The sequence below is a fragment of the Paenibacillus sp. FW101-FHT12H11 genome (assembly GCF_058790355.1).
Map to the genome: position 1 here is coordinate 670,432 of NZ_JBYTCO010000001.1, position 24,699 is coordinate 695,130.

Below are 24,699 nucleotides of genomic sequence, written 5' to 3' on the forward strand. Positions count from 1 at the left end.
GCTTTGGGATTAATCGAACTGGGAGGATAGTCTTATCTGATTCACGAATATGTAAAACATATAGGGTGTTTGCAAAGTAGCAGATGTAACGTTAGTTGAAACTTCTGCAAGTGCAAGATTAAATCCAATATGGGGGGCGAATCTGTATGCTTCTTATTTTTTGCTCAGATCCAATTTTATTGATCGACAAGGTGAACACATGAATGAAGGCATAGTGTTTAGAGAGTTCGTGAATCTTGAAAAAATATCTATCCATTCCAAGAGTCAGATGCCGCTCTCAAAGGAATATAGATTGTTTTATTACCAAAAACAATTTCTTTTTCAATTCGATTATTGGGAAGATATTCATTATGATGATGAGAAACCTAATTTAACGATTTTCAATCATCTTGCTCAGAAAATTAAAAGCAACTTTTTTACGATGGACATCGGAAAAACAGATTCTGGAGACTGGATTGTTATTGAAATTGGGGATGGGCAAGTATCTGGCTTGCCAAATGATTCAGATATTATGGGATTTTATACATCGATTAATGAGTTTAAAGGTTGATTCAGGGAGGGTAGCTTGCAAGACGCATTCCTCACAGGATATGGTCACAGATGTATGTGATCCTAAGGTGGCCGGAAAAGCGGCTTCAGCATGGGAAAGCGTCGCGGCTTCGCAACTTGATGATGAAAGGGAAATAACCGGAAAGGTTAGAGGAAAGTTTAGGGGAAACGCTTGTCCCCCATTACAATTATGTATGAATACAGCCCGTCATGAACAGGTCTCATTGTTGTGTTAGCATTATTATGATAAAATTATGTTACATTAATAAGGGGTGATAACATGCCACATATTAGACCGGTTTCGGATTTGCGTAATAATTTTGCTGAAATTTCAAGGGTTGTACACGAAACCTCAGAACCCGTATTTTTGACCAAGAACGGTTATGGTGATATGGTTGTGATGAGCATTGAAGCGTATGAGCGAAAGCAATTTGAAAGTGATATTTACTTAAAGCTTAAAGAAGCTGAGCTTGAGGCCAAGTCTACGGATAAGCGATATTCGCATGAAGAAGTGTTTTCGGAGTTAAAGGCAAATCTCGCCGCTAAGGTCAATAAGAAAAATGTTTAAGTTGTACTATCTGCCTTTGGCATTACAGGATCTAAAGAATATATCCGATTACATTGTGGATACGCTTCACGCACCAAAGGCTGCTGCGGATTTATTGGATGATATGGATGAATCCATATCCAGGCTACGGCAATTCCCTTTCTCTTGCAGGGTATATCAGCCCATAGATGATATGAAGCATGAATACAGGATCTTGCCAGTCAACAATTATTTGGTATTCTACGTTGTGAATGAACAAGTGGTTGAAATCCATAGGGTGATCTATGCGAAGATGGATTTGACCAAGATGATTAAATGATGCGAATCAAGTGAGGCAGCGATGCTCCCCTAATTAAGTTTAAGAGCCCTAGAACCCAACTCTAGCGGCTCTTATTTTTTATAATCATCTCCTTATCAGCCGTTGCTAGCTTGCTAGATTTTCATATATTGATAGCAAAGGCATAAGGAGATGATTGTGTGACTCAACGTAAATACACATTAAAACAAGACTTAGAAGATGTGCGGGATTTCATATTCCGCTCCCTTCACATGGATGCCGGCATGCTTCCAGAGAGTGTCGATTTACGAAAATTCACCTCACCTGTGGTGGATCAAGGCTCGCTGGGCAGCTGCACGGCCAATGCGATTGCTTCCGGGCTAAGGGAATATTATGAAGTGAAAGCCGGGCAGCCCTTAACGCGGTTAAGCCGTTTATACCTGTATTGGCATGAACGATCGATGGAGGGGACCATTTCTTCCGATGCAGGCGCGTATATTCGCGATGGCATGAAGGTTCTGCAGACGATTGGGTGCGCACCAGAAGCTGATTTTCCTTATAATGTTTCCAAATTTGCAGAAACGCCTTCCGCCAAAGCCGAAGCGAACGCCAAAGCTTTCAAAATCAGCGAGTATCATCGCGTGACCTCATTTGCCGCTCTGCAATCCGCACTAGCTAGCGAATACCCAGTCGTGCTAGGCATTTCAGTGTATGACAGCTTTGAATCCGCTGACGTCGCACGCACAGGGATGGTCCCTCTCCCTAAACATGGCGAAGCTTTGCTTGGTGGACATGCTGTTCTCGCTGTGGGCTATAAAAAAATAAATGAAACAGTCTATATCATTGTCAGAAATTCATGGGGAACAGGCTGGGGCGATCAAGGTTATTTCTATTTACCAAAATCGTTCTTTGATAAAGGCTACGTATCCGATATGTGGACAGGCAAATAATGGAGTAAATGATCACTTAAAGTATGCGCTGCTTGCTCTTTGTTATTGGAGCTGGCGGTGTTTTTTATTTTGGGCCGGGAGGATTCGCGGCGGTTGCTCCCTATTTTTCATTGAAGTAACTGGCAGGATTGTGCCAACGGATGGATAATTTTTTAATAACAATGAATGGCAAAGGAGAGATGGTCAATTGAATCAAGAGATCGTCATTAATTTACCGTTAGAGCCTCATGAAGTGCCAACTTTAAGAGAACTGGTGGGTTGGGATGGTAGGCATTCTGATTATCCAATTTTATTTGAACGATGCAATTTCTGGGCTGGACTTAGGGATGAAAAGAATGAACTAATAGCATTCGGTTATATTGCTGGAATGGGATTGCAACACGGATATATGGAAGATATCATAGTGCATCCGCTACATCAGAGAAAAGGGATAGGCCAAGATTTAGTTAAGAAATTACTTCAAGAGGCGGAATGTTTTGGCTTAGAGATTGTAACATTGACTTACGCATCTAAACATACTGCGTTTTACTCAGATAGTGGGTTTGTTCCTTGTCCTGGAGGTGTCTGGAGGAGAAAGGAGTAAGCTAACAGGGGAGTTTGGTTATAACAATTTATGCACATTACTAAGAAAAGAGAAATATGTATTCTATAAGTTAAAGGGCAGATAGAGACAGAGAGGCTGAACCGCATATCAGGTAACAAAGAAATATTGAACGAACGGAGGATGAACAAATGTCATGTGAAATCGTAGCTTACCAAGATAAAGATCATAATAAATTAGTGGATATCTGGTATAAAGCTGTCGTTCATACCCATACATTTCTGACGGAAAAGGATATTCAATTTTATCATGACATCGTTAAAAATGGAGCGCTTAAAGAAGTGGAAATATGGGTGAAAATGAATGAGAATGCTGAACCGGCAGGGTTTATCGGGCTTGATGGAACAAAGATAGAAATGTTGTTTGTAGACCCAAAATACCACGGAAAAGGTACAGGGAGCAGATTGATTAACCATGCTGTAAAACTAAAAGGGAGGAATCTCCAGGTTGATGTTAATGAGCAAAATGAAGGAGCGCACGCATTTTACAAAAGGATCGGATTTGATCAGGTGGGACGATCAGAACTAGACAGCTCAGGTCAACCGTTCCCCCTACTTCACTTGGAGTTAGAAGGCTGACTTGGCACTGTTTAGAGCCAGATTAAAGGAGCGATTTCATGCAAGACCTACTAGATAAGTGGATTATTGAGGCTGATTTCAACAGTATGCAGACAGCCATGGAGTCAGGCAATATAACTTCTGAAAATCTGATCAACGTTTACTTAGAACGTATTCAAAGGTATTCTGGGCTAAATGCGATTATCGAAATCAATCCTGATGCCATCGACATCGCGCGTGCATTAGATAAAGAAAGGGCTTGCACTGGAAGTCGAGGGCCATTGCACGGTATTCCGCTTCTATTGAAGGATAACATGGATACTCATGATAACATGCACACAAGCGCGGGAGCTGTAGCTCTAGCGGATTCCTATGCGGTGGAAGACTCATGGGTGGCAGCGCAGCTCCGTTCAGCAGGCGCTGTTCTCCTAGGAAAGGCGAATATGACCGAGTGGGCTAATTTTATGTCTTCCACCATGTGGGCAGGCTATAGTTCACGAGGGGGGCTAACTATGAACCCCTATGGACCGGGGGAATTCTTTGTTGGCGGATCCAGCTCAGGTTCGGCTGCGGCTATAGCGGCAAACTTGGCAGCTGCAGCTATTGGAACAGAGACAACTGGATCCATCATTTGTCCAGCGAGCCAAAATTTCATTGTCGGATTGAAGCCGACTGTCGGTTTAATTAGTCGAGCAGGGGTCATTCCGATCTCGAATAGCCAAGATACCCCGGGTCCTATGACTAGAACGGTAGAAGATGCAGCCATTTTGTTGGGAGTACTGACAGGCGTTGATGAACGGGATCCTAGTACCTTCGAAAGTGTAAACCGCTCGTATAAGGATTATACGCAGTTTCTCGATAAAAGCTTTATAAAAAAAGCTAGAATTGGTATCCCGAGATTTTATTATCAGAACTTGGATCCAGAAAGACTAGCCATCATGGAGGCAGCCATAGCCCTATTAAAAAAGGAAGGCGCAACTGTTGTTGACCCTGTTTCTCTTCCTTGTGAGCTTGTAAACTGGAATTTTGATGTTAAGCGTCATGAGTTTAAAAAGTATGTCAATGATTACTTAGCCAGACTACCTGCATCCATACCTGTGCATACATTGTCGGAAGTGATAGCGTTTAATTATGATCATGCGGATGTTGCATTAAAATATGGCCAATCCCGCCTAATTTGGTGTGATGAAACATCGGGATCGTTGGAGGATACCGAATATCTGGAGAGTAAACGAAAAAATGAGGCGTATTCCCGTGCTCAAGGAATCGACGCTGTGTTAGAACAACACGATCTGGATGCCCTATTACTGCCTGGTAACTATGACGGTACGGATATTGCGGGAAGGGCTGGATACCCTTTAATTACTGTCCCAGCCGGATATGCATCTGTAGGAAGCACGACATCGGAGGGTTGGATTACGAAAGGACCTTTCGGCATTGTCTTTTCCGGCTCTGCTTATAGCGAACCTGTTCTAATCAAACTTGCGTATGCTTACGAACAAGCGACGAAACATCGTTTTCCTCCAGCATGATATGAAAATCCCCCTTTTTTTCTAATAGGGTCTATCGGAGTAATGATAGTTTAATATGGAAAGTGAGGAACAAAATGAATATAGTTCTTGTAGGTATGTCTGATGTAGAACAATGTGTAAACGAGATTATTAAACTAATACAAGAAGTACGTTGAACCCTGTGGGGCGAAAGAATATGTACGAAACATTACTAGCTGCACAACGCAGAGGGTTTATTGATGAGGATATTGAGATATACCATTATGCATTAACAGTTAACAAGTACTCAGGTGAATAATTATTCATTAAACTATCAGAAATACTGCACGAAGAACGTAACAGCGGCAGTCAAGGACGTCATTTTCCCGTCCAAGGCTACCGCTGTTTTTATTTCTAATTTGTTAAAATATTCCTTTACATTTGCGCTTTTTCATATATACTATGGAATGGCAATTATATACAAAGATGGATAAGGGGGAGTTTTAAAAATGTCGATGGAAACAACAAACTATGGGCTAGATCAAAGAGAAAAGGTTATGACGGTGAAAAATTGGCTAATTACTAGTTTAATTTTGATGATCCCAATCGCCAATATCGTCATGTTATTTATTTGGGCATTTGGTGACAGTGCAAACAAAAATAAGTCTAATTACGCCAAAGCGAGCTTAATAATGATGCTTATTTTTATCGCATTATATGCTATTATTTTCATTGCCTTCTTTTCTATATTCGCAGACGCACTGAGCAAAAACACTACTTTTTAGAGAATACCAATTTATAATACAACACAACAAACAACCCTCAAATGGCCTTGCGAGAAATCGTAGGGCTATTTATTTTAATAGGATGATTGAGATAGGCTAGATAGCAAATAGCAGCAACCATAAGTAAAATGAGGAGAATTGTCATAGCTTCACCTGATTGTTTAGTTGTAAGTTTGAGGTGGATGCCTGAGCCGTGGGATACGATGTATGATCCAGATAGGGTGGCCTCTATTTGTTAAGTTAATGGGGCATTTGGTTTATTAAAGTAGGCAATAACGATCAAGTTATCTAATATGACTTAACCTTTTTGAGTGATGTGGTAACATTTGAGGAAAGGTTGCAAATAGCTTATGTAATAGGAGGATTATGAGGACGTTTAAAAAACTTGACTTAAACTACAAAAAAAAAATGATCATTACTTTTGTGCTGGTCGCTTTTTTGCCGTCTTTATTCATGCAATATATGACCTATATGAACTCTACGCGTGCCATGAATTCCAAAATAAACGAACTAGTTACTTCTAATTTAATTCAAACAAATAAGAATTTAAACTCGAGTTTAACCCAGTACGAGGATGCCCTGTATCAATTGATTATTAGCGAAGACGTTATCAAATCTACCAAAAAAATACTTCATGGCTCCGATTTCGATCAACTGAATTACTCAGATACACTGATCCAGATTTTTTCCGGCTATTCAAACTCCAAACCGGGGATTCGAGGATTTACCTATTTTGATAATAACGGAAGTATTTTAGCCTCCTATGACAAGTACACAGCTTCGTCCTTATGGGGCGAGGAGAAAAACAATATCCCCTATCTCTTGATTATGAAGCTGAATAACATCGATAAAGGCCCCCTTATTACCTCAACGGAAAAGGTGAATGCAGACACAAGTGAAGAGCAATTTGTGTTCCATATCGCTCGGCGGCTTTACGGCATTTCGTCCAATCATTTAGAGAAGATGGGTTACATGGTCATGACATTGGAGGAATCGGTTCTGGCTAAAGCATGCAGCACTTCGCTCATAGATTCGGATGTACAGGGAATGAGCAGCGCCAACATCCTCATCGATCATGCTCAGAACATCGTTTCATTCCCGAATGAAGGGCGAATCGGGTCCACGTTTTCCAGTATTCTAGGCGTAAAAGAATTATCTATGGATCACCTTCCTGAGAAGGGAATGGTTCTTGGCCAGTCCTCCATTATGAATTATTACCCCAATGAGAAGACGGGCTGGACGATTGTAAGCATGACCAACGAACAAAAAATGTTCGGTGAAATGTACGCCATGCAAAAGATAAATGTATGGACAGGATTAGCCATGTTTCTTGTCACTACTCTTCTTATCTTCTATTTCTCAGGCTTATTGACCAAATCGATACACAAAATCGTTAATGCGATGAAGCTGACGGAACGTGGTAACCTAAACGTGAAAATCGAAGATAATACCGGAGATGAAATTTCGATTATTGCTTCTAGCTATAACAACATGATGACCACAATTAATGAGCTGTTGGAGAAAACGAAGCTGGCCGTACAAAAACAAAAGGAGTCGGAGATCCGATCATTAGAGGCACAAATCAATCCTCATTTTTTATACAACACCTTAGATTCGATTAACTGGATGGCTATTGCGAAAGAGGAGCATGATATTAGCCGCATGATTAAAGGGCTCGCCCACATTCTTCGTTATAGCATAAGCCATAGCAACAAAAGGGTTAATCTTGCCCAAGAACTGGAATGGCTCGAGCACTACTTATCTTTACAACGGAATCGATTCAATGATTCGTTTCAATATTTCATCCATGCCGATCCGCGGGTCAAAGAAGCGAGATTGCATAAGCTTTTGCTTCAACCTTTTATTGAAAATACGATTATCCATGCTTTTGCCGGAAAAAAAACCGGCGCTGAACTCCACATCCGTTTCTGGCTCGACGATAAGCGCTGCTTATATATAGAAATTGAAGATAACGGTTGTGGTATGGACGAATCGACCGTAAGAACGATGCTGGATGGCGGTGCCCGGGAGAGTGCGACAATTGGATCCGGAATAGGCATACGGAATGTGGTTGAAAGGCTGCAGCTGTACTACGGGGACAAAGCACAATGCGCCATTGAAAGCACAATAGGCAAGGGAACCAAGGTAAGTTTAATTTTGCCGTACCATGCCGATGAACAAAAGGATGGTGATTTATGAGAATCGTGGTTGTTGAGGATGAAGAGAAAGTACGAAAAGGAATTATTCGTTTAATCCATAAGTTAAGTGAAGCCTATCAAGTTGTTGGAGAAAGTGAGAATGGTGCGGATGGGGCCATAATGATTAAAGAAACTAAGCCGGATTTAGTCGTTACGGACATTCGAATGCCCATCATGAGCGGAATCGATATGCTGGAGTTCTTGAAAATGGAAGGAATCACACCCCGAACGATCATATTAAGTGGCCACTCCGAATTTGAACATGCCCGTAAAGCTCTTCAAATCGGCGTTGTGATCGAATATTTATTGAAACCGATTACAGCAGATGATTTAAAGCAGGTGCTGCTCCGTGCGGAAAAACATATGACAAATCAACTGCTGAGTGGGGTGCCGCAAGACCAATCGGGTACAGATCTTGAACAACTAGAGCCTAATGAATTGCGAAAAGCTTTGCTTGAAACCGCTGATAAAATTGCCAAACAATTGGCGAAGATGCCCAAAACCCATAGCCTGGTGATCCATAAATCAATGAAAATCATACAGGATACATTCAGCAGCGGAATTACGTTGGAAGAATTGGCGATTGCCTTGAACCTCACACCGGAATACTTAAGTTCATTGTTTCAAAAAGAATTGGGTATCTCCTTCACTGCCTACATCAAGGATATCCGGATTAAAAAGGCAAAAAAACTGTTGATGAGTCCATTGAAGGCTTTTGAAGTTGCGCAGCAGGTAGGATATTCGGATGCAAAGTATTTCACTCGTGTATTTAAAGAGGTAACGGGGTTAACGCCGGGAGAATTTCAAAAGCTGTACCGCTAAAATATCTTACCTTAAAACAGTCCACCTATCTTAGAATATTAGAATTATCAACTCGCCATGTTTGGATTATGATAATCTTGCTTGCTTCACAATATGAAACAAAATACTAACGAAGGAGGGAGATTATGAAATTACGCATTATTCTTGTAACCCTATTTGCTGTATTAGTCGGCATGGGATTGATTGGTTGCACGAGCAGTCCGGATAGTAAAGAGGTTAAGGAGGTCCCTGTCAAAGCAGCAGAAAACGAATTGTTCATCTATACGGCATGGCCGGCTTTTTATGTCAAAGAAGATATTTTTGAGAAGCAGATCGGCCAATTTCTCAAAAAGAAGTTCCCGGATGTAAAAATCAAACATGTTGCTTGGGATAACCCGGGCAGAAGGTATGAGGACTTGATTGCGGCAGGCACGATACCTGACATCATATTCGATGAAGTCAGACGAAACTCTTATAGACAGGTTGGCAGGTTTAAGATGGAATATGACTTGACTGATCTGATCAAAAAATTCAATTTCGACATCAGCAAGTTGAACCCTTCCGACATCCAGCGTTCTATCGCTGCTTCCGAAGGGAAATTGTACTCGCTGCCCTTCAATAATAATGAGTGGGTGCTAATTTATAACAAAGATATTTTTGATAAATTTGGTGTGGAATACCCGAAGGACGGGATGACATGGGATGAAGCCTTTGAAATGACTAAGAAGTTGACCCGGCAGGAGGGAGATGTTACCTACAAAGGGTTCCAGATGAATCCCGCGCACTATATGAAATTTAATCAGCTCTCAGAGCCTGGACTCGACCCCAATGAAGACCAAGCAGCTATGAATATGGACGGCTGGGGGAAGATCGTAAACAATATTAGACGATTCTACGATATTCCTGGCAATCAACTGGTCAAAACGAACCAATTTTCCAAAGGGAACGTTGCGATGATCGTGGACACATTGGAAAATGCGACAAGGTTGATTGGTGAGAACAAGAATATAAACTTTGATATCTCTTCGGTACCTGTATTTCCTGAGACACCTAAGTCCAAATTTCAACCGAACACGAATGGTATGTTTATTACGAATCAGTCCACCAAGAAGGATTTGGCGTTTCAAGTGATTGCTTATCTTCTGTCAACGGAGTATCAAATTGAATTATCGAAACAAGGTGTTATCACTTCACTTATGGATCCAGCCGTACAACAGGCCTTCGCGAAGGATTTGCCGGAATGGAACGGAAAGCATACCCAATCCATCTTTTATTTAAGCAGTGCTAAGTCTCCGCTTCGCAAACCGGGTCTAACATTTATTGATACGAATTCGGACAGTGTATGGAATCTTATCGCCAAAGAATCCAAAGACAGCCAAACCGCGCTGCGAATGACCAATGACTTGATGAACAAGAATATCCAAGAAGCTAAAGAGCTAGAAAAGCAAGGCGGTACAAACCCGTTTCAATAAGATTCATAAACACTTGCTACATCGGTAGAGGAGGTTTGATTAGGCATGAATAAAACTCTTCAAGCATCTATAATGATTGCAATGGCATTCTTAACCGTGACAGGTTGTAAATCTGAAACAGCTATTTCCACCCAAAACCTGGTTGCTAACCAAGCACCTGAATCGCCAGACAATGAATTATTCATATTTACAGGGGATCAATTATTTAATAAACGTTACTTAAAGGAAGAAAATTTCGAACTGCTCATCGGCCAATTTATTAAGAAGAAATTTCCCAATATTAAAATCAAACACGTGCAATGGGATAATCCGGGCAGACAATATCAGGACTTAGTCGCTGCAGGAACGATTCCCGATATTATTCTGGAGGATGCCCGTCGCAACACTTATAGATCGATTCGAAAATATGATTTGCAGTGGGACATGACCGATCTAATCAAAAAATATAATTTCGACACTACCCAACTGAATCCAGCCATGATGCAGCAATCAATTAACACTTCTGATGGTAAATTGTATTCGCTTCCATTTGAAGGCAGTGATTATTTGTTGTTCTACAACAAGGATATTTTCGACAAGTTCGGTGTGGATTACCCCAAGCCAGGCATGACGTACGATGAAGCTTATGAATTGACGAAAAAGCTGACTCGCCAAGAGGGGGACATCACCTATAAAGGCTATCAGCAGCACCCTGAATATTACATGACGTATAACCAGCTTTCGGAGCCTGCTCTTGATCCTAATGAAGACAAGGCCAGCATGATTTCGAACAAATGGGTGCAGATTGTAGATAACCTCAGGCGGTTCTATGACATTCCTGGCAACCAGTTCACAACCGTTAAGGACTTCCCCAAAGGCCACATCGCCATGGCTGTAGATGTAGAGGAAAGCATCATCGATTGGAGTCAAAATAAAGACCTGAACTTCGATGTCTCTTCGGTACCCGTATTTCCGGATGCCTCTTCGTTCAAATACCAGCCATACTCCGTGGGAGCATTTATCACGAAGCAGTCCACCAAGAAGGAACTTGCGTTCCAGGTACTCGCGTATCTGCTTTCGGAAGAGGTTCAAATCGAACGGGCTAAGCAAGGTATTAGCTCTCCTTTGATGAGCCCAGCCGTTCAGCAGGCGTATGGTCAAGGTGTGCAGCAACTGAAAGGAAAAAATCTGCAATCGCTATTTGCGTTGAAGAACGCGATGCCTGCTCCTCGCAAGCCGGGTTTAACATTTATAGATCCTAAGACATCGATGATTTTTCCTTTGATTTGGAAAGAATCCAAAGATAGCCAAACGGCTCTGCGGATGATCAATAGTGACATGAACAAAGCGATTGAAGAGTCAAAGGCTCTTCAAAAGGAAGGTGCAGCCAGTCCTCACCTGTAAGTTCTGTATTTAAGTCAATACGGATGCGAAATAAAAGAGGAGTGCACAACGGCAACTCCTCTTTTCTCTGTTAAAAACGTACAGTTTAACGCGGCTGAAAGAGTAAGGATTCCTGTAGATTTCCATGAATTTCTTTTTTACAGTCATTGTTTCATGACTTAGCTCACCTCACACCTCTGCGATATTGCAGAGGTGTTTGCTTTACATGACGCTGAAAAATTCGATAGAAATGCTGCAGATTATTGAAACCAGAGCCGAGGGCAACATCAATAATGGAATGCTCCGTTTGCTGCAATAATTTTTTGGCTTCTAATATTCTTCGGTTTAACACATATTCAAATACTGTAAAATGGGTCGTCTCTTTAAACAAATGGCTTATGTAATATTTACTCAGCCCAAATTCGGCTTGGAGTTGCTCTAGGGTGATTGGTTTAGCGTAATGTTCATCGATAAAGCGGATCAGTCCCCTAATGTGCGGATTAAAGGCAGGAGACGGCTGCTGCTGGTCTGCCAGCTCCTTAAATCGGATTAGCAGCTGAAGTAAATTCAGCTTTACCTTGGCCTCGGCTAGCGGATCGCGATCGTTCATTTCATGCGCGGATACCACCGTTTTGAAGAGAGACGTCAGTGCGCTCCGCTGCTCCAGCTTCGTCTCCACTTTACGCGGACCTTGATGAATTAACCAGTCCAAGGTGGGCTCCAGCCCGGCTTCCCGAAGTATCCCTTGAATGAACTCTTTGCTGAAATTAATCACATATCTTGCATAGGGACGGTTCGGCTGGTAGTGGATCCGATGGATCTCGTATTCATTAATGAAAAAGAAGTCGCCGTCCCGGATCGTATAATTGTTGTCCCTTACGAAGATTTCAAGGTCCGCTTTGACAAAGAAATCAAGCTCGAAGGCATTGTGATAATGGTGAATGACTGGTTTTTTCCCGATTTCCCTATCATGGGTATAGCTTATGGAGAAAGGCGGGGTTCGGTCATAAGGAACATCGTAGTTCGACATGGTCTTCCGGTCCAATTGCAGGTCCCTCCTTCAGTAACGACAGCACGATAAATATATTATAGCAAGATAGGTGAAAGTATGGGGAGAAAAACAAGATAATTGAAGACGCTCTCACGGCTCGGATGGTACGCTTAATCTGAAAATATCAAGCTCTTACTCTCTGGAGGCGAAAGAGATGAATGCTATGAACTTAACGATAATCGGCGGCGGGAGCGTCAACTGGATGGCGGGGCTCATGCGGGACGTGTATCTGTTGGACGAGATGCAAGGTGGCGAAATCAGACTGGTCGACCCGAACCGCGAGCATGTTGAGGCTGTAGCCGCTATGCTGCACACATTTAATAGACTTCGTAACAAGGAATACCAGATCCGCATTATGGATGATCGGAAGGAAGCGCTGCAAGGAGCCGACTTCGTACTGACGACGTTCAGTCCAGGAGCGATGGATGCGTTCTGGAATGATCTGGAGCTGCCGATCCAATATGGCATTAGGCAGCCGGTATCAATGACGGTTGGACCATGCGGCATATCCGCTTCGCTGCGTACGGCACCAGTTGCCTACGAGCTTGTGCAGGAAATGGAGGAGATATGTCCGGGTGCCTGGCTGTTCAATGTGACGAATCCCATGAGCGTCGTCACCAGGGCTATGAATAAGGCGGCCAAGAGTGTCAAGGTCGTCGGCATGTGCCATGAGCTGCATGCGGCTCCGAAATATTTTGGCCCGATGCTTGGTTTGCCCAAACCTGAGGGCATGAACGTGACCGATTATTTGTACCGCTATCTTCCGGAGCAAGGGTTTCATTATAAGGTTGCAGGGGTCAACCATTTCATCTGGCTGACGAAGGCAGAGCTTAATGGCCAAGATGTACGGCCTCGAATCCGCGCATATGCCCAGGAACATTGGGAAATTGAAGATGAAGGAGCAGCAGGACAGAATGACTCCTTTCACAACAAAAGCGCAGCGAAGCTTGCATTATGCCGTCAGTTTGGGTACTTGCCGCTGGCAGGCGACCGTCATCTGATCGAATTTTATCCAAGTCTGTGCAATGTGAGAAACGGGTACGGCATGAAATACGGCGTGCTTAAAACGACGGTAGACGCCAGGCGCTTGACGAAGGTGCATCAGCTGGACACGATCCGGCAGCTGGCAAGCGGCGTGAAGGAGGTTTCCTGGCAGCGATCCGGCGAAGAAATGACGGAAATCATGAAGGCGGTTGTCACTGGCGGCGAGACGCCCGCGATTGTTAACGTCCCGAACGAAGGGCAAATCGGAAACATGCCTAAGGACGTCATCGTGGAGACACTCGCCACTGTTGGGGCGAGCGGGATTCGCCCGTGGGCTTCAGGTGATCTGCCCGGTCCGGTCGGCAGTCTGTGCAGGCTTCACGCCGATGTGCATGAGCTTACGTTGAAAGCGGCGCTGGAGGGCAGCCGGGAGACGCTGATCGAGGCGTTAAGCCTGGATCCGCTTAGCGGGCTCGCTGATTTCTCCGAGCTCGGGGAGCTGGCTGACAGCTTGCTAAGGGCGAATCGGAGTTGGCTGCCGCGTTTTTTTAACTAGAGGGGAGAGGAAGCAGTGAATACGGTCAAAGGTACCATTTTCAAACATCAATTACAGAAACGCAAGGATGCGTTAACAGGGCGGACTGTGACTCAGCTCACTTCTCTGCCTGGAAATCATCATCATTTATATTTTACGAGCAGCAGCTTCACAGCGGATAACCGGCAGATTCTATCTATCAGTGACCTGGGCAGCGGCAATCCGAATGTGTTCAAGCTGTCGCTGGAAGACGGTATGGCTGTTCAACTTACGGACAATAGTGACGGCATAATGAAAAGTTATGTGTACTATGACGGCAATCCGGACCGCGGTTTCGCCAAAGCGAGCCCCAGTTTCGCTCCAGGAGCAGGTCTTCTGCTATATATTCAAGGCAACGAGGTGCGATTGCTCGATGTAAACGGGCTGGAGGAAAGGGTCATTTATCAACTCCCGGCAAACGTGATGACCGGATTTACCCATTTGTCTGGTGACGGACGATACGCTTGCGTCCCTTATATCGATTCAGCAGCGTTTGAGGTTGGAGATGGTAATCCTTTCAGCTTGATTCGGGAAAAAGTGAAGCGGGACAACATAAGCTCACAAGTCGTCGTCATCGATACGATCTCAGGGGAAACGCTCTACAATTTTACGCACCGGGGCTGGGTGACCCACGTACAGTTTCACCCGAACGATCCGCGAATCATCCTGTTCAACCATGAAGGCGGGATGGTCGATCAGCGCATTTGGCTGTATGATCACGGGAAGATCTCGAAGGTGAGGGATCAATCCAACGGGGGGCCGTCTTTGTGGATTTGCCATGAAATGTGGGCGAATCAAGATCATGCGGTGATTTATCACGGAACCCGTGGCGTTCCAAACGACCCGGCGATGAAGGAAGTAGCGAAAGAGCAAGAGCCGATTGTCAGCTTTGTCGGTTATATGGATTCACGGGAAGGGAAGTACATGGAAGTAAGCTTTTCACCTGATATGACAGCTTATGGACATTTCACCACAAGCACAGACGACTCGCTGCTGGTGACTGACGGCATTATTAATGCCCACAGTATTCATCTGTGCCGGATAGATTGGCTGCAGGCTAAGCTGGACATGACACTTCTCTGTCTCCACAACAGCAGCTTCTCTGTGCAGGACGTGCATCCGCATCCGATTTTCAGCCATAACGACCAGTACGTTCTTTTTACCTCGGATACTCATAATGAACGGACACAAGGCAATATCTATATCGTTGATTTGCACGAAACTGTATAAATTAAAGGGGGTTATACCATGCATCCTTTTATGGGAATAGAGCAGTGGGACAAAATTGGCATGTCCGTAGCCGAATCATCCAACCGGCTGCACCGGCTCGCTTACATCGATCGGCGGCTGGCAAGAATCGAAGCCGGCCATCTGATCGCCCGACCGGAATATGAGCTCAAAGGCGCATTAGCCCGACTGGTCTGGCAAGATGCTTCCTTCAATGAGCAATGCCGCAATCGCTGCAGGCAACTGCGACTGAGCACGGCAGCTTTCGACAAGTGTCCCGACATCGCGCTCGAACAGCTGACGAATCAAGTACTCGATTCCGCAAGCACATTAAGCTTGTTAGTTGCGTTGTTTGAAGTGGTGAAGCCGGCTCAGTTGGAGGCCATCGACGATTATTTGCAGCGAGCGCAGCCCCTTGTTGACGAGCCGACCATCATGATGCTCCGGCATCAGCAACTTGACCGGCAGATGCAAATCGACTGGGGCCAATCAACCGTCACGGAGCTGCTTCAATCCGCGTCGGAAGAGGAACGCCGGGATGCTGAGAAGTGGAGTTCGCTTCTCGAGAATTCGCTGCAGCGAGCTGGTGGCGTCAGTGGTACGGAGCCACGGACGGAGCATGAGCCCTCAATGCCCGAACCAGCCGTTTCGTTTGAGCTGCCGAATATTTCGATCCGGGACAGCCGTTTTAAGACAAACCGGCGCAAGTTCGACGGAATGACGTTCGAGGACAACGACGCAGGCCGGCTTGAGGCGATGATGCTGCACAGGTTTTATGAAATGACGGCAACCGAGGCGCTCGCATACATCTATTTCAGTGCGGATAGCAAGCCATGGGCCTTTCATTACGATGTGGCTCGCCATCTATGGGACGAGGCCCGTCATTCCTGGTTCGGGGAAGCTGCGTTACGGGCGAAAGGAAGGAATGTTTACGACATTCCCAATTGGATTGGTTTTTACGAAATGTGCGTAAACGAATTTGATAGTATTGACGAAGCTTATACCCACCTTACGATTGCCATAGAAAAGGCGGCCATGAAATATCCTCCGGGGAAGAGGGAAGAGTGGGAGTTTTGTCGCGATAAGGTTCAGGATCCGTTGATGACGACGTTTCAGGATTTCGATTGGGCAGACGAAGTCGTTCATGCAGGATTCGGACAAAAATGGATCATTCAAGATGTGCATCAAGGGGATCAGGATCAAGCGCAGTTGGCAGCAGCCGTTACGCAGGAGAAAAGAACGAGGTTTATGGAGCGGGCGGCGGGGCAGGCGGCTTCTGACAAGCAAGTCACCGACCGTTTTGCTGGTGGTTACTAGGTTAATACCAACTAAATTGTACCCTATCGAGAAGATACCTGACTCGATAGGGTCATTTTTTTTATACCATTTAAAATGAGAAATATAGTACATAAATATAAACATTTATAGTATATTTAATTAGTTGTCTGAGTTTAGCAATTAGAGTGGCAGAAAGAAGTGGTACAAAAATGAAAGTTAATCTAACAGCACTATTCCTATTTGGTATATTAGGAATGACCGGGTGCAGCCATTCCGTGCAACCTGAAAGTCTAGTTTCTTTACCTAATACACAAGTCATCTCACCTGTACACATAGAACCCCAACAAAAAGTGATAAAGAAAATAGATGATTCTAATAGTGAGCAAAAAAGTGAAAGTGCTGAAGTCATCAATAATGTGAAAAAAGACGGGCTTAAAGTGGCTTTAACTTTTGATGACGGGCCTGATGAAAAATATACGCCGCTCATCTTGGACATATTGAAGAAGGAGCAGGTGAAAGCGACTTTCTTCGTAGTCGGAGAACATGCGAAAGAACATCCGAAAATGTTGAAAAGGGTTGTAGATGAAGGTCACGCTATAGGTAACCACTCATGGGATCATGCCAATCTTTCCGAAGCGACTGCCGATAAGATTGAGAGTGAAATTGGATCAACGGATGATATGATTAAGCAAATTACCGGTGTGACCCCTACCTTATTCCGGGCACCTTATGGTGCGGTTTCTCCGCAGGTTCTTAACGCATCTATGAAATCTGGCCATAGAGTGATTGGTTGGTCCGTAGATACTTTAGACTGGGATGGGAAAAGTGTTCCGCAAATTCTAAGCAATGTACGAAAAGAAGTTGGACCAGGCGCAATAATTCTTCAGCACTTTGCAGGTGGGAAACATGGAAAACTCGGTAATACGGTTGAGGCGCTTCCTCAAATTATCTCCTATCTGAGACAAAAGGGTTATACCTTAGTGACAGTTCCAGAACTACTTGCTGCCAATTAATTTTACCTTATTTCAAGGCTGTTAGACTGCGATATTTAGCAGGCTAACAGCCTTTTGAGTCGTGTAGGAGGCTGCCGGTTATCGACATTGGGGAATGTAAATCATCAAGGCTTTTGTGGTCGTTGGTTTTAAGTTTTCTGAGGAGATGGAGGTTTCAGAGGGGGACTTTCGTCCATTTCGGCAGTGCCTCTATAAACAGATGGCGCAATCCCGATCCAACGCTTGAATTGACGGCTGAAGTGGGCGCTTGTTTTATACCCGAGTATCATGGCTATATGATCGATGGACAGGTCAGTCTGAAGCAGCAGGCGTTGTGCCTCGCTTAACAAAATTTCCGACATATATTTGCGGGGAGCTTTCCCGTATACCTGTTGAAATACCCGATTCACCTGGGAGGGACTGAGATTCAGGGATTCGGCAATATCTTGGACGAATTTTCTTTCGTTATCTTCGACTTGGCCATGAAGCAGGCTGCTTCGGATTGAAGATCCAATGTTTTCGGCGATGCGGCTGGCCAGTAATTCCTTTTTCGTAAGCACGACGTTGTCGGTTTGGGACAGTTGTTCCACCAACGTTCCCAAAAGCTCAAACACGGCTGCGTACATTTTCATGTTTTTTGCAGCAGAAAGCGATCGGTTTTTGTTTTCAGTGGCAAAATTGCATAATTCTGTTAAGAATGGAGCCAATTCTTTGACAAGGGGAGAGGAAGCTTCGTAGCAGGTGGCTTGACGGCGCTCCAGCTCTTTGGAGAAAGCGGGATCTGCTACGCTGAAATGGATGCAAAAATAAGTGAAGCCACGAGAGCCTGCGGACTTGCATGAATGAATGATTCCCGGACGTATGAAAAGCAGATCTCCCTTTTTTTGATCATAAATTTGACCTTCAATCATCATCTTCATGTCCCCTTCGATCACCCAATGAAGCTCGTACATCGGATGTTCATGGGATGGATAGGTCCAACTGGGACCCACATCGCGAACATGCAGCCCCATCAGGTGAAAGGACATTCGAACGTCGGGAAGCCTGCCTATTTCAACCATATCGGCGATCATTTCAGACATTGTATACGTCCCCCCTTGCTTTTCGATCTATTCTACACCATTTATACAGCGCTTTCAATCGGGAGGGAATGCAAGAAATGGGTAAATGTTGTAAACGATTAGCGCATCGTCAACTCCAATATAGTAGTGGTATGTTAGTATTATCACAGGTCAAAGGCAGCTAATTATGCAATCGCAAGGCATCGTCAGCATATGCTGGCTGGATGAACGAATCAGAGGGTGGCCGATTTAGTAAAGCGATCCGGCTCACTGTAATCAAGCTGGTATACTAGGGTAACTAGTCATCTTATATTTTTGTAAGCGCTTTTTTGAAAGTGCTTGAAAGATGAATGGCGGCTCGTCGGGCTGGAGGAATCTTATGAGTATTCAAATTGACATTTCAAGAGACAAAAGAGGACTAATCCGGGATTTCGTTTACGAAACCTTGAAAAAAAACATCATGGAGCTGCGACTCGAACCGGGACGGTTTATCTCGGAGAAAGAACTGGTCGAAATGCTCCAAGTGAGCAGAACGCCGATTCGGGAAGCATTGGTTAAGCTGACTCAGGAAGAATTGATTGAAACGACTCCTCAGAAGGGCTCCATCATATCGCTGATCGATTTGCAGCATGCGGAAGAATCCAGATTTGTCAGAAAAACTTTGGAATCCGCCGTTGTTAGAGAAGCGTGTGAGCTGCTTGACAAGGAACAGGTGCTTCATCTGCAAAATCTCATCTCGCTGCAAGAACTGTGCGAATCCGAACAAAATTATGGGCGTCTGTTTGAGCTCGATGAAGAGTTTCACAAATCGATTATGATCGGCTGCGGCCGGGGCCGTACGTGGGGACTTATTCAACAAATGGCAACGCATGACAACCGCATTCGGATTTTACGGCTTGCTTCCGATTCCGACTGGAAAATCATATTGGCCCAGCATCATGGCATTGTTCGTGCCATCAAGGAGAAGGATCCCGACCAAGCGGAGAAAATGATAAGAGATCATTTGGAGCTGCTCTTGATTGAAAAAGAAAATTTGAAGCTGAAGCACACCAAATTTTTCAAATAATCAAAGGAGTGAAAGACGATGATAAAAGTAGCCGTGATCGGTGCCGGCGGTATCGCAAATGCGCATTTGGAAGCGTATGCAAACTCGTTCAAAGGTAGATGCGAAGTCGTTGCGTTATGCGACATTTACAGGGAAAAGGCAGCCCAGCATAAAGAGAAATTTCAGCTCGATTGCAGAGTTGAAGAGGACTATCGTGAACTGCTGGACAGCGATATTGATCTGGTGTCGATCTGCACCCCGCCATATACGCATGCGCAAATCGCTATCGATTTTTTGAGAGCTGGCAAGCATGTATTGGTTGAGAAGCCGATGTCATCTTCCTTGGAAGAATGCGACCGCATGTTGGAAGCGGCTTCAGAGTCGGAGCGTATACTGTCCGTTATTGGGCAAAACCGGTTCAGGGATCCTATCATGAGGCTGAAGCGCACGCTCGACACCGGAAAGGCAGGCAAAGTCGTGCATGCACAGGTTGATTCCCACTGGTGGAGAGGGCACTGCTATTACGATTTGTGGTGGAGAGGCACTTGGGAAAAGGAAGGCGGCGGCTGTACGCTGAACCATGCCGTTCATCATATTGACATGCTGCAGTGGACGATGGGAATGCCGGATAAAGTCCAGGCGGTGATGAGCAATACTTCGCATGATAATGCGGAAGTCGAGGACATCTCCATAGCTATTCTTTCTTACGGTAACGGAAGTCTGGCACAAATAACAAGCTCTGTCGTGCATCACGGAGAAGAACAGCAGCTTATATTCCAAGGGGAAAAGGCGAGAATTTCCGCACCCTGGAAGGTTTATGCCTCCACCTCCAAGGAAAACGGATTTCCGATTCGGAACACGGATCTCGAGGAAGAGCTTGAGAACACATACAACAGCATGGAAGACCTCCCGTATACCGGGCACGCCGGACAAATTGACGATGTAATGAAGGCGATCGAAAGCGGATCACTGGAGGTACTCATTGACGGCCGTGAAGGACGCAAAACGCTCGAGCTCATTACCGCCATCTATGAAGCGGCGACTACAGGCAAGAGTGTAAGCCTGCCTTTAACGAAAGACAGCGTATTCTATTCAAGAGACAGCTTGCTCGCGAATGCACCGCATTTTTACGAGAAGACCTCATCGGTTGTTTCCTTCTCGAAGAACGACATTACTCTCGGCAGCGATTATAAGAAGTAACTGTTCTGGGCAAGTTGAGAAATCAGTGAAAGGGAGGTAGTCGTTTATGCAGGCAATGAACAGTAGTGTTGCTCTGGATAAGAAGGAAAGCGTTGCCATACCGCAGCAAAAAAAGAAAGGCTTATCGTATTATATAAGACTTGATTACATGCTTTACCTGATGTTGCTAGTTCCTATTGCATATATCGTGACATTTAAATATGCACCTATGTATGGCATACAAATTGCTTTTAAGGATTACAACATTTTTCAGGGCGTCAGCATGAGTCCATGGAATAATTTCGAAACCTTCAGGCAAATCTTTTCCTCACCACAATTTTTTCAAGTTGTTAGAAATACGTTGTTGCTGAACTTTTTGGATTTGCTGTTGGGATTTCCAGCACCTATTATTTTGGCCATTTTATTAAATGAACTGGTATGGAATAAGTTCAAAAAGATTAGCCAGACCGTATTGTATCTGCCGCATTTTCTTTCCTGGGTTATTATTGGCGGCATTGTTACTCAGCTGCTTTCTCCCACAGGTATGTTAAACTCCTTAATTGGCCATATGGGTGGGCAAGCGTTACCGTTCCTCACGAACAAATTTGCATGGGTTGCAACTTATTCTTTAATTGGCGTATGGCAGAACGCTGGATGGGGGACAATTCTGTATCTTGCTGCTATGACGGGAATTGACAAACAGTTATATGAAGCCGCAGATGCAGACGGAGCAGGAAGATTAAGAAAGATATGGCATATTACGCTGCCAGGTATCCGTCCAACCATTGCAATTCTTCTTATTCTGCAGCTCGGTAATATTATGGCTATTAATTTCGATCGTCCATTCAACATTCAAAACAACCTAGTTATGGATTATGGGGACGTTATCAGTACCTATGTTTATCGTGTAGGGATTCAATCTGCGAACTTTTCAATTGGTGCAGCTGTGGGCTTGTTCCAGTCTGTTATTTGCTTAATATTCTTGGTAACCTCTAATTTTATTTCCCGTAAATTAGGGGAAAACGGAATATGGTGAGGAGGCATCGACAATGTCACATACGTTTAAGAATAGAATGATTGACTATACAGCAGCAACGGTTATACTAATTGCGGTTTTTATATGTCTGGTTCCTTTTCTTTATATTCTCTCCCAATCACTTAGCTCTAACACGGCGATTATATCCCAAGCTGTTACCATCTACCCCATAGACTTTAATATAGAAGCTTATAAAGTTGTTTTCAGGGATGCTGGTATGTTGTACTCCTTGTTTTATACGATAATTCTGACGGCCGTATTTGTGCTCGTATCTTTGACCGTTACCATATTGGCAGCGTATCCGTTGACCAAAAAGAGGCTTAAAGGCAGAAATGTTTTATTGTTATTGATGGTGTTTACCATGTATTTTAGCGGCGGGTTGATTCCGGACTACCTCAATGTAAAGAATCTGAGCCTCTTGGACACGCCATTGTCATTGATTCTCCCGGGTATGATGAGCGTATATTACATGATCATATTGAAATCGTTTTTTCAAAGCTTGCCTGAAAGTTTGGAGGAAGCTGCACACCTCGACGGATGTAATGAGCTGCAGATTTTGATCAAGATCGTGCTGCCTCTTTCCAAACCGGCACTTGCTACGGTCAGTTTACTGTATGCCGTATTCCGGTGGAACTATTTTCAGGATGCTCTTTTCTACATTACAGACCAGAAATTCTATACCATACAGCTTAAGCTGTATAACGTTATCAATCTCTCACAGCAGATGTCCGGCGAGAATCTCATTGTAAATCTGCCTTCCGAGGCGTTGAAAGCAGCAAGTATTATGTTTGGCACAATTCCGATTCTTCTTGTGTATCCATGGCTTCAGAAGTACTTTGTATCCGGTATTATGATTGGTGCCGTTAAAGGCTGATATGGGTTTGTGAAATGGATGATTTCATCTATTTCGCGAGTTTATATACGATTAATTTAAAAAAGGGAGTTGGGTTCTTTGAAGGTAAAGACAGGAAGATCTATCGGTTTTTCTTTGGCCGCCCTATTGCTTGCTTCTACATTATCCGCCTGCACGAGTAGTTCACCAGCCGGCACAAACGCCACTGCTACAGCAAGCGCTGGCACACAAACGGCTGCAGCAGGTTCTACAAAAGAACATCGAACATTAACTGTCGAAGTTTTCGACAGAGGTAAACCCGGACAGCCGGATTTGAATGATAACTTTTGGACGAAGTATATCAACGATAATTTCGGCAAGCAGTTTAATGCCACAGTAAAATTTGTTTCCGTTCCTAGAGCACAGGAAGTAGACAAATTAAACGTGTTGATGGCATCCGGCCAGGCACCTGACATTACGTTCACGTACAACCAGGGTGTTGTTTACAATTATGTACAGCAAGGTGGCTTGGCAGAATTAGATCCAGTTCTCAAGCAGTATGGATCTACACTCACAAAATATCTGGGCGATGATGTATTAAAATATGGAAAGTTTAATGGCAAGCAATATTCTATACCGGGCAAGAGAACTGTTCTTGCAAGTTCAAACACTTTTATCCGTAAAGATTGGTTGGATAAATTGGGGCTTCCTGTTCCTACTACACCGCAACAATTCTATGACACCATGGTTGCATTTAAAGAGAAGAATCCTGGTAATGTAAGCGGCGTCATTCCGTACGGTTATTCCCTGCAGCCTTTAAATCCTGGATTAAGTTTCATACCAGAAGCCTTTAAACCATCTAATCTTACGGAAGAACAGTTTGCTACCCTTCAGCCGCAATCGATCTGGTTGGCCAACTGGAGTATGCCGGGATTTGATAAAGCGGTTGGGTATGTCAACAAAATGTATAATGCCGGCTTGATTAGCCCGAACTTTGCAACTGACAAAGATGGAAAACTGCTGGACGCCGATATTTCCAATGGAAAAGTGGGAGCATTCCAAACGAACTGGGATGGTCCGTACAGAACGGCTCCCGGCACCTATGCCAATTTGGTTAAAAATGTTCCTGGTGCTCAACTTGTTCCAATCGATCCATGGCAAAATGATGCGGGCAAACATCCTAAGAACGGGTACAGCCCAAATGGTATGTATATCATCATCCCTAAAACTAGTAAAAATGTTGACCTTGCCGTACAATACCTCAACTGGATGAGCGACCCTAAGGTAACCCTCTTCCTCCAGAACGGTCAGGAAGGCGTAGACTACAACATGGTGAATGACGTTCCAAAACAGACAGGGACGACAAATACCGGAGATAAAATGATGACGGTTGCTAACAACCTTGACTATGACATCCTATCCAATGGGATTGAACTTGGTGATCAGAAAAAGAATGATGCAGCCATTTCTACAGGATATCCCGGTTATGAAAAGGATGCAGAGAATGCTTTGAAAGTAAGTATGGTGGACTATTATGCCGGCTACTTCTATTCCATACCGAATGCAGCTGATGCCAAAAACAACGCAGCGCTTAAGAACCTTTCGGCACAAATGCTTGCAAAACTAATTGTTGCTAAACCGGCTGAAGTTGACGGCTTGTACAAATCATTGGTTCAACAGTACATGGATCAAGGCGGGAAGGCAGTTGAAGACGAATTTATAAAGAATTACAAGGCTCAGAATGGTAAATAAGTGAGAGTTTAAACGTGATAAAAGCCGGACATGGGATATACCCAAGTTCGGCTTTTATCTGTTGCTAGTTGTTGAGCAGAAACAGCAGGCTCAGTAATT

23 protein-coding genes and 1 pseudogene are annotated in these 24,699 nt (G+C 44.1%); 22 read left to right on the plus strand and 2 right to left on the minus strand.

Translation table 11 applies throughout. From position 1 onward, the window contains the following. Positions 1–160: 160 nt before the first annotated feature. From AC3WTJ_RS02870 to AC3WTJ_RS02930, 13 genes and pseudogenes are all read left to right on the plus strand, one after another. Entirely contained in the window at positions 161–550 is a 390-nt protein-coding gene (locus AC3WTJ_RS02870) for an ATP-grasp domain-containing protein (RefSeq protein WP_492520479.1), read from the plus strand. A gap of 279 nt (positions 551–829) precedes the next feature. Further along, positions 830–1,117 (plus strand): type II toxin-antitoxin system Phd/YefM family antitoxin, encoded by a 288-nt coding sequence (locus AC3WTJ_RS02875; protein ID WP_492520480.1) that lies wholly within the window; start codon positions 830–832, stop codon positions 1,115–1,117. Beyond that, positions 1,110–1,415, plus strand: a complete 306-nt coding sequence (locus AC3WTJ_RS02880) for a type II toxin-antitoxin system RelE/ParE family toxin (RefSeq protein WP_492520481.1) — start codon at positions 1,110–1,112, stop codon at positions 1,413–1,415. Before AC3WTJ_RS02875 ends, AC3WTJ_RS02880 begins: the two co-directional genes overlap by 8 nt. A gap of 158 nt (positions 1,416–1,573) precedes the next feature. Continuing rightward, positions 1,574–2,323, plus strand: a complete 750-nt coding sequence (locus tag AC3WTJ_RS02885) for a C1 family peptidase (protein ID WP_492520482.1) — start codon at positions 1,574–1,576, stop codon at positions 2,321–2,323. A gap of 187 nt (positions 2,324–2,510) precedes the next feature. After that, the gene (locus tag AC3WTJ_RS02890; RefSeq protein WP_492520483.1) at positions 2,511–2,906 is read left to right on the plus strand and encodes a GNAT family N-acetyltransferase; all 396 of its coding nucleotides are present in this window, start codon (positions 2,511–2,513) and stop codon (positions 2,904–2,906) included. Between the two features lie 149 nt (positions 2,907–3,055). After that, positions 3,056–3,502, plus strand: a complete 447-nt coding sequence (locus AC3WTJ_RS02895) for an acetyltransferase (RefSeq protein ID WP_492520484.1) — start codon at positions 3,056–3,058, stop codon at positions 3,500–3,502. Between the two features lie 38 nt (positions 3,503–3,540). Beyond that, entirely contained in the window at positions 3,541–5,013 is a 1,473-nt protein-coding gene (locus tag AC3WTJ_RS02900) for an amidase family protein (protein WP_492520485.1), read from the plus strand. Positions 5,014–5,161: 148 nt separating this feature from the next. Further along, a pseudogene (locus AC3WTJ_RS02905) lies at positions 5,162–5,290 on the plus strand (cyclic-phosphate processing receiver domain-containing protein); the annotation flags it as partial. A gap of 190 nt (positions 5,291–5,480) precedes the next feature. Beyond that, positions 5,481–5,756 (plus strand): hypothetical protein, encoded by a 276-nt coding sequence (locus AC3WTJ_RS02910; protein WP_492520486.1) that lies wholly within the window; start codon positions 5,481–5,483, stop codon positions 5,754–5,756. A gap of 366 nt (positions 5,757–6,122) precedes the next feature. After that, positions 6,123–7,955: a cache domain-containing sensor histidine kinase gene (locus AC3WTJ_RS02915; RefSeq protein WP_492520487.1), complete on the plus strand. Its 1,833-nt coding sequence runs from the start codon at positions 6,123–6,125 to the stop codon at positions 7,953–7,955. After that, positions 7,952–8,776: a response regulator transcription factor gene (locus AC3WTJ_RS02920; protein WP_492520488.1), complete on the plus strand. Its 825-nt coding sequence runs from the start codon at positions 7,952–7,954 to the stop codon at positions 8,774–8,776. The genes AC3WTJ_RS02915 and AC3WTJ_RS02920 overlap by 4 nt, the downstream gene beginning before the upstream one ends. Before the next feature lie 125 nt (positions 8,777–8,901). Beyond that, positions 8,902–10,227: an ABC transporter substrate-binding protein gene (locus AC3WTJ_RS02925; RefSeq protein WP_492520489.1), complete on the plus strand. Its 1,326-nt coding sequence runs from the start codon at positions 8,902–8,904 to the stop codon at positions 10,225–10,227. Positions 10,228–10,272: 45 nt separating this feature from the next. Continuing rightward, positions 10,273–11,610 carry an ABC transporter substrate-binding protein gene (locus AC3WTJ_RS02930; RefSeq protein WP_492520490.1) on the plus strand — a complete coding sequence of 446 codons (1,338 nt, stop codon included), beginning with the start codon at positions 10,273–10,275 and terminating at the stop codon, positions 11,608–11,610. 163 nt (positions 11,611–11,773) lie between these two features. On the opposite strand, the gene AC3WTJ_RS02935 is transcribed toward AC3WTJ_RS02930, so the two are convergent. After that, positions 11,774–12,634, minus strand: coding sequence for a helix-turn-helix transcriptional regulator (locus tag AC3WTJ_RS02935; protein WP_492520491.1), 861 nt, complete (start codon positions 12,632–12,634; stop codon positions 11,774–11,776). A gap of 160 nt (positions 12,635–12,794) precedes the next feature. Here AC3WTJ_RS02935 and AC3WTJ_RS02940 point away from each other — a divergent pair, with 160 nt between their 5' ends. The 4 genes from AC3WTJ_RS02940 (at position 12,795) to AC3WTJ_RS02955 (ending at position 17,716) form a co-directional block, all read left to right on the plus strand. Then, entirely contained in the window at positions 12,795–14,180 is a 1,386-nt protein-coding gene (locus AC3WTJ_RS02940) for a family 4 glycosyl hydrolase (protein WP_492520492.1), read from the plus strand. Positions 14,181–14,195: 15 nt separating this feature from the next. Beyond that, positions 14,196–15,428: an oligogalacturonate lyase family protein gene (locus tag AC3WTJ_RS02945; RefSeq protein WP_492520493.1), complete on the plus strand. Its 1,233-nt coding sequence runs from the start codon at positions 14,196–14,198 to the stop codon at positions 15,426–15,428. A gap of 18 nt (positions 15,429–15,446) precedes the next feature. After that, complete coding sequence (locus AC3WTJ_RS02950; protein ID WP_492520494.1) at positions 15,447–16,742, plus strand: hypothetical protein; 1,296 nt, start codon at positions 15,447–15,449, stop codon at positions 16,740–16,742. 170 nt (positions 16,743–16,912) lie between these two features. Further along, positions 16,913–17,716 (plus strand): polysaccharide deacetylase family protein, encoded by an 804-nt coding sequence (locus tag AC3WTJ_RS02955; RefSeq protein ID WP_492520495.1) that lies wholly within the window; start codon positions 16,913–16,915, stop codon positions 17,714–17,716. Between the two features lie 128 nt (positions 17,717–17,844). On the opposite strand, the gene AC3WTJ_RS02960 is transcribed toward AC3WTJ_RS02955, so the two are convergent. Continuing rightward, positions 17,845–18,777, minus strand: coding sequence for a helix-turn-helix domain-containing protein (locus tag AC3WTJ_RS02960; RefSeq protein ID WP_492520496.1), 933 nt, complete (start codon positions 18,775–18,777; stop codon positions 17,845–17,847). Positions 18,778–19,135: 358 nt separating this feature from the next. Between AC3WTJ_RS02960 and AC3WTJ_RS02965 the strand changes: the two genes are divergently transcribed. From AC3WTJ_RS02965 to AC3WTJ_RS02985, 5 genes are all read left to right on the plus strand, one after another. Next, positions 19,136–19,822, plus strand: a complete 687-nt coding sequence (locus AC3WTJ_RS02965) for a GntR family transcriptional regulator (protein WP_127454932.1) — start codon at positions 19,136–19,138, stop codon at positions 19,820–19,822. A gap of 18 nt (positions 19,823–19,840) precedes the next feature. Further along, entirely contained in the window at positions 19,841–21,001 is a 1,161-nt protein-coding gene (locus AC3WTJ_RS02970) for a Gfo/Idh/MocA family protein (protein ID WP_492520497.1), read from the plus strand. Between the two features lie 55 nt (positions 21,002–21,056). After that, positions 21,057–22,016 (plus strand): ABC transporter permease, encoded by a 960-nt coding sequence (locus tag AC3WTJ_RS02975; RefSeq protein ID WP_492520963.1) that lies wholly within the window; start codon positions 21,057–21,059, stop codon positions 22,014–22,016. A gap of 13 nt (positions 22,017–22,029) precedes the next feature. Then, positions 22,030–22,890, plus strand: a complete 861-nt coding sequence (locus AC3WTJ_RS02980; protein ID WP_157318891.1) for a carbohydrate ABC transporter permease — start codon at positions 22,030–22,032, stop codon at positions 22,888–22,890. A gap of 78 nt (positions 22,891–22,968) precedes the next feature. Continuing rightward, a complete protein-coding gene (locus AC3WTJ_RS02985; protein ID WP_492520498.1) occupies positions 22,969–24,600 on the plus strand; it encodes an extracellular solute-binding protein in 1,632 nt (543 codons plus the stop codon). The last annotated feature ends 99 nt before the right edge of the window (positions 24,601–24,699 follow it).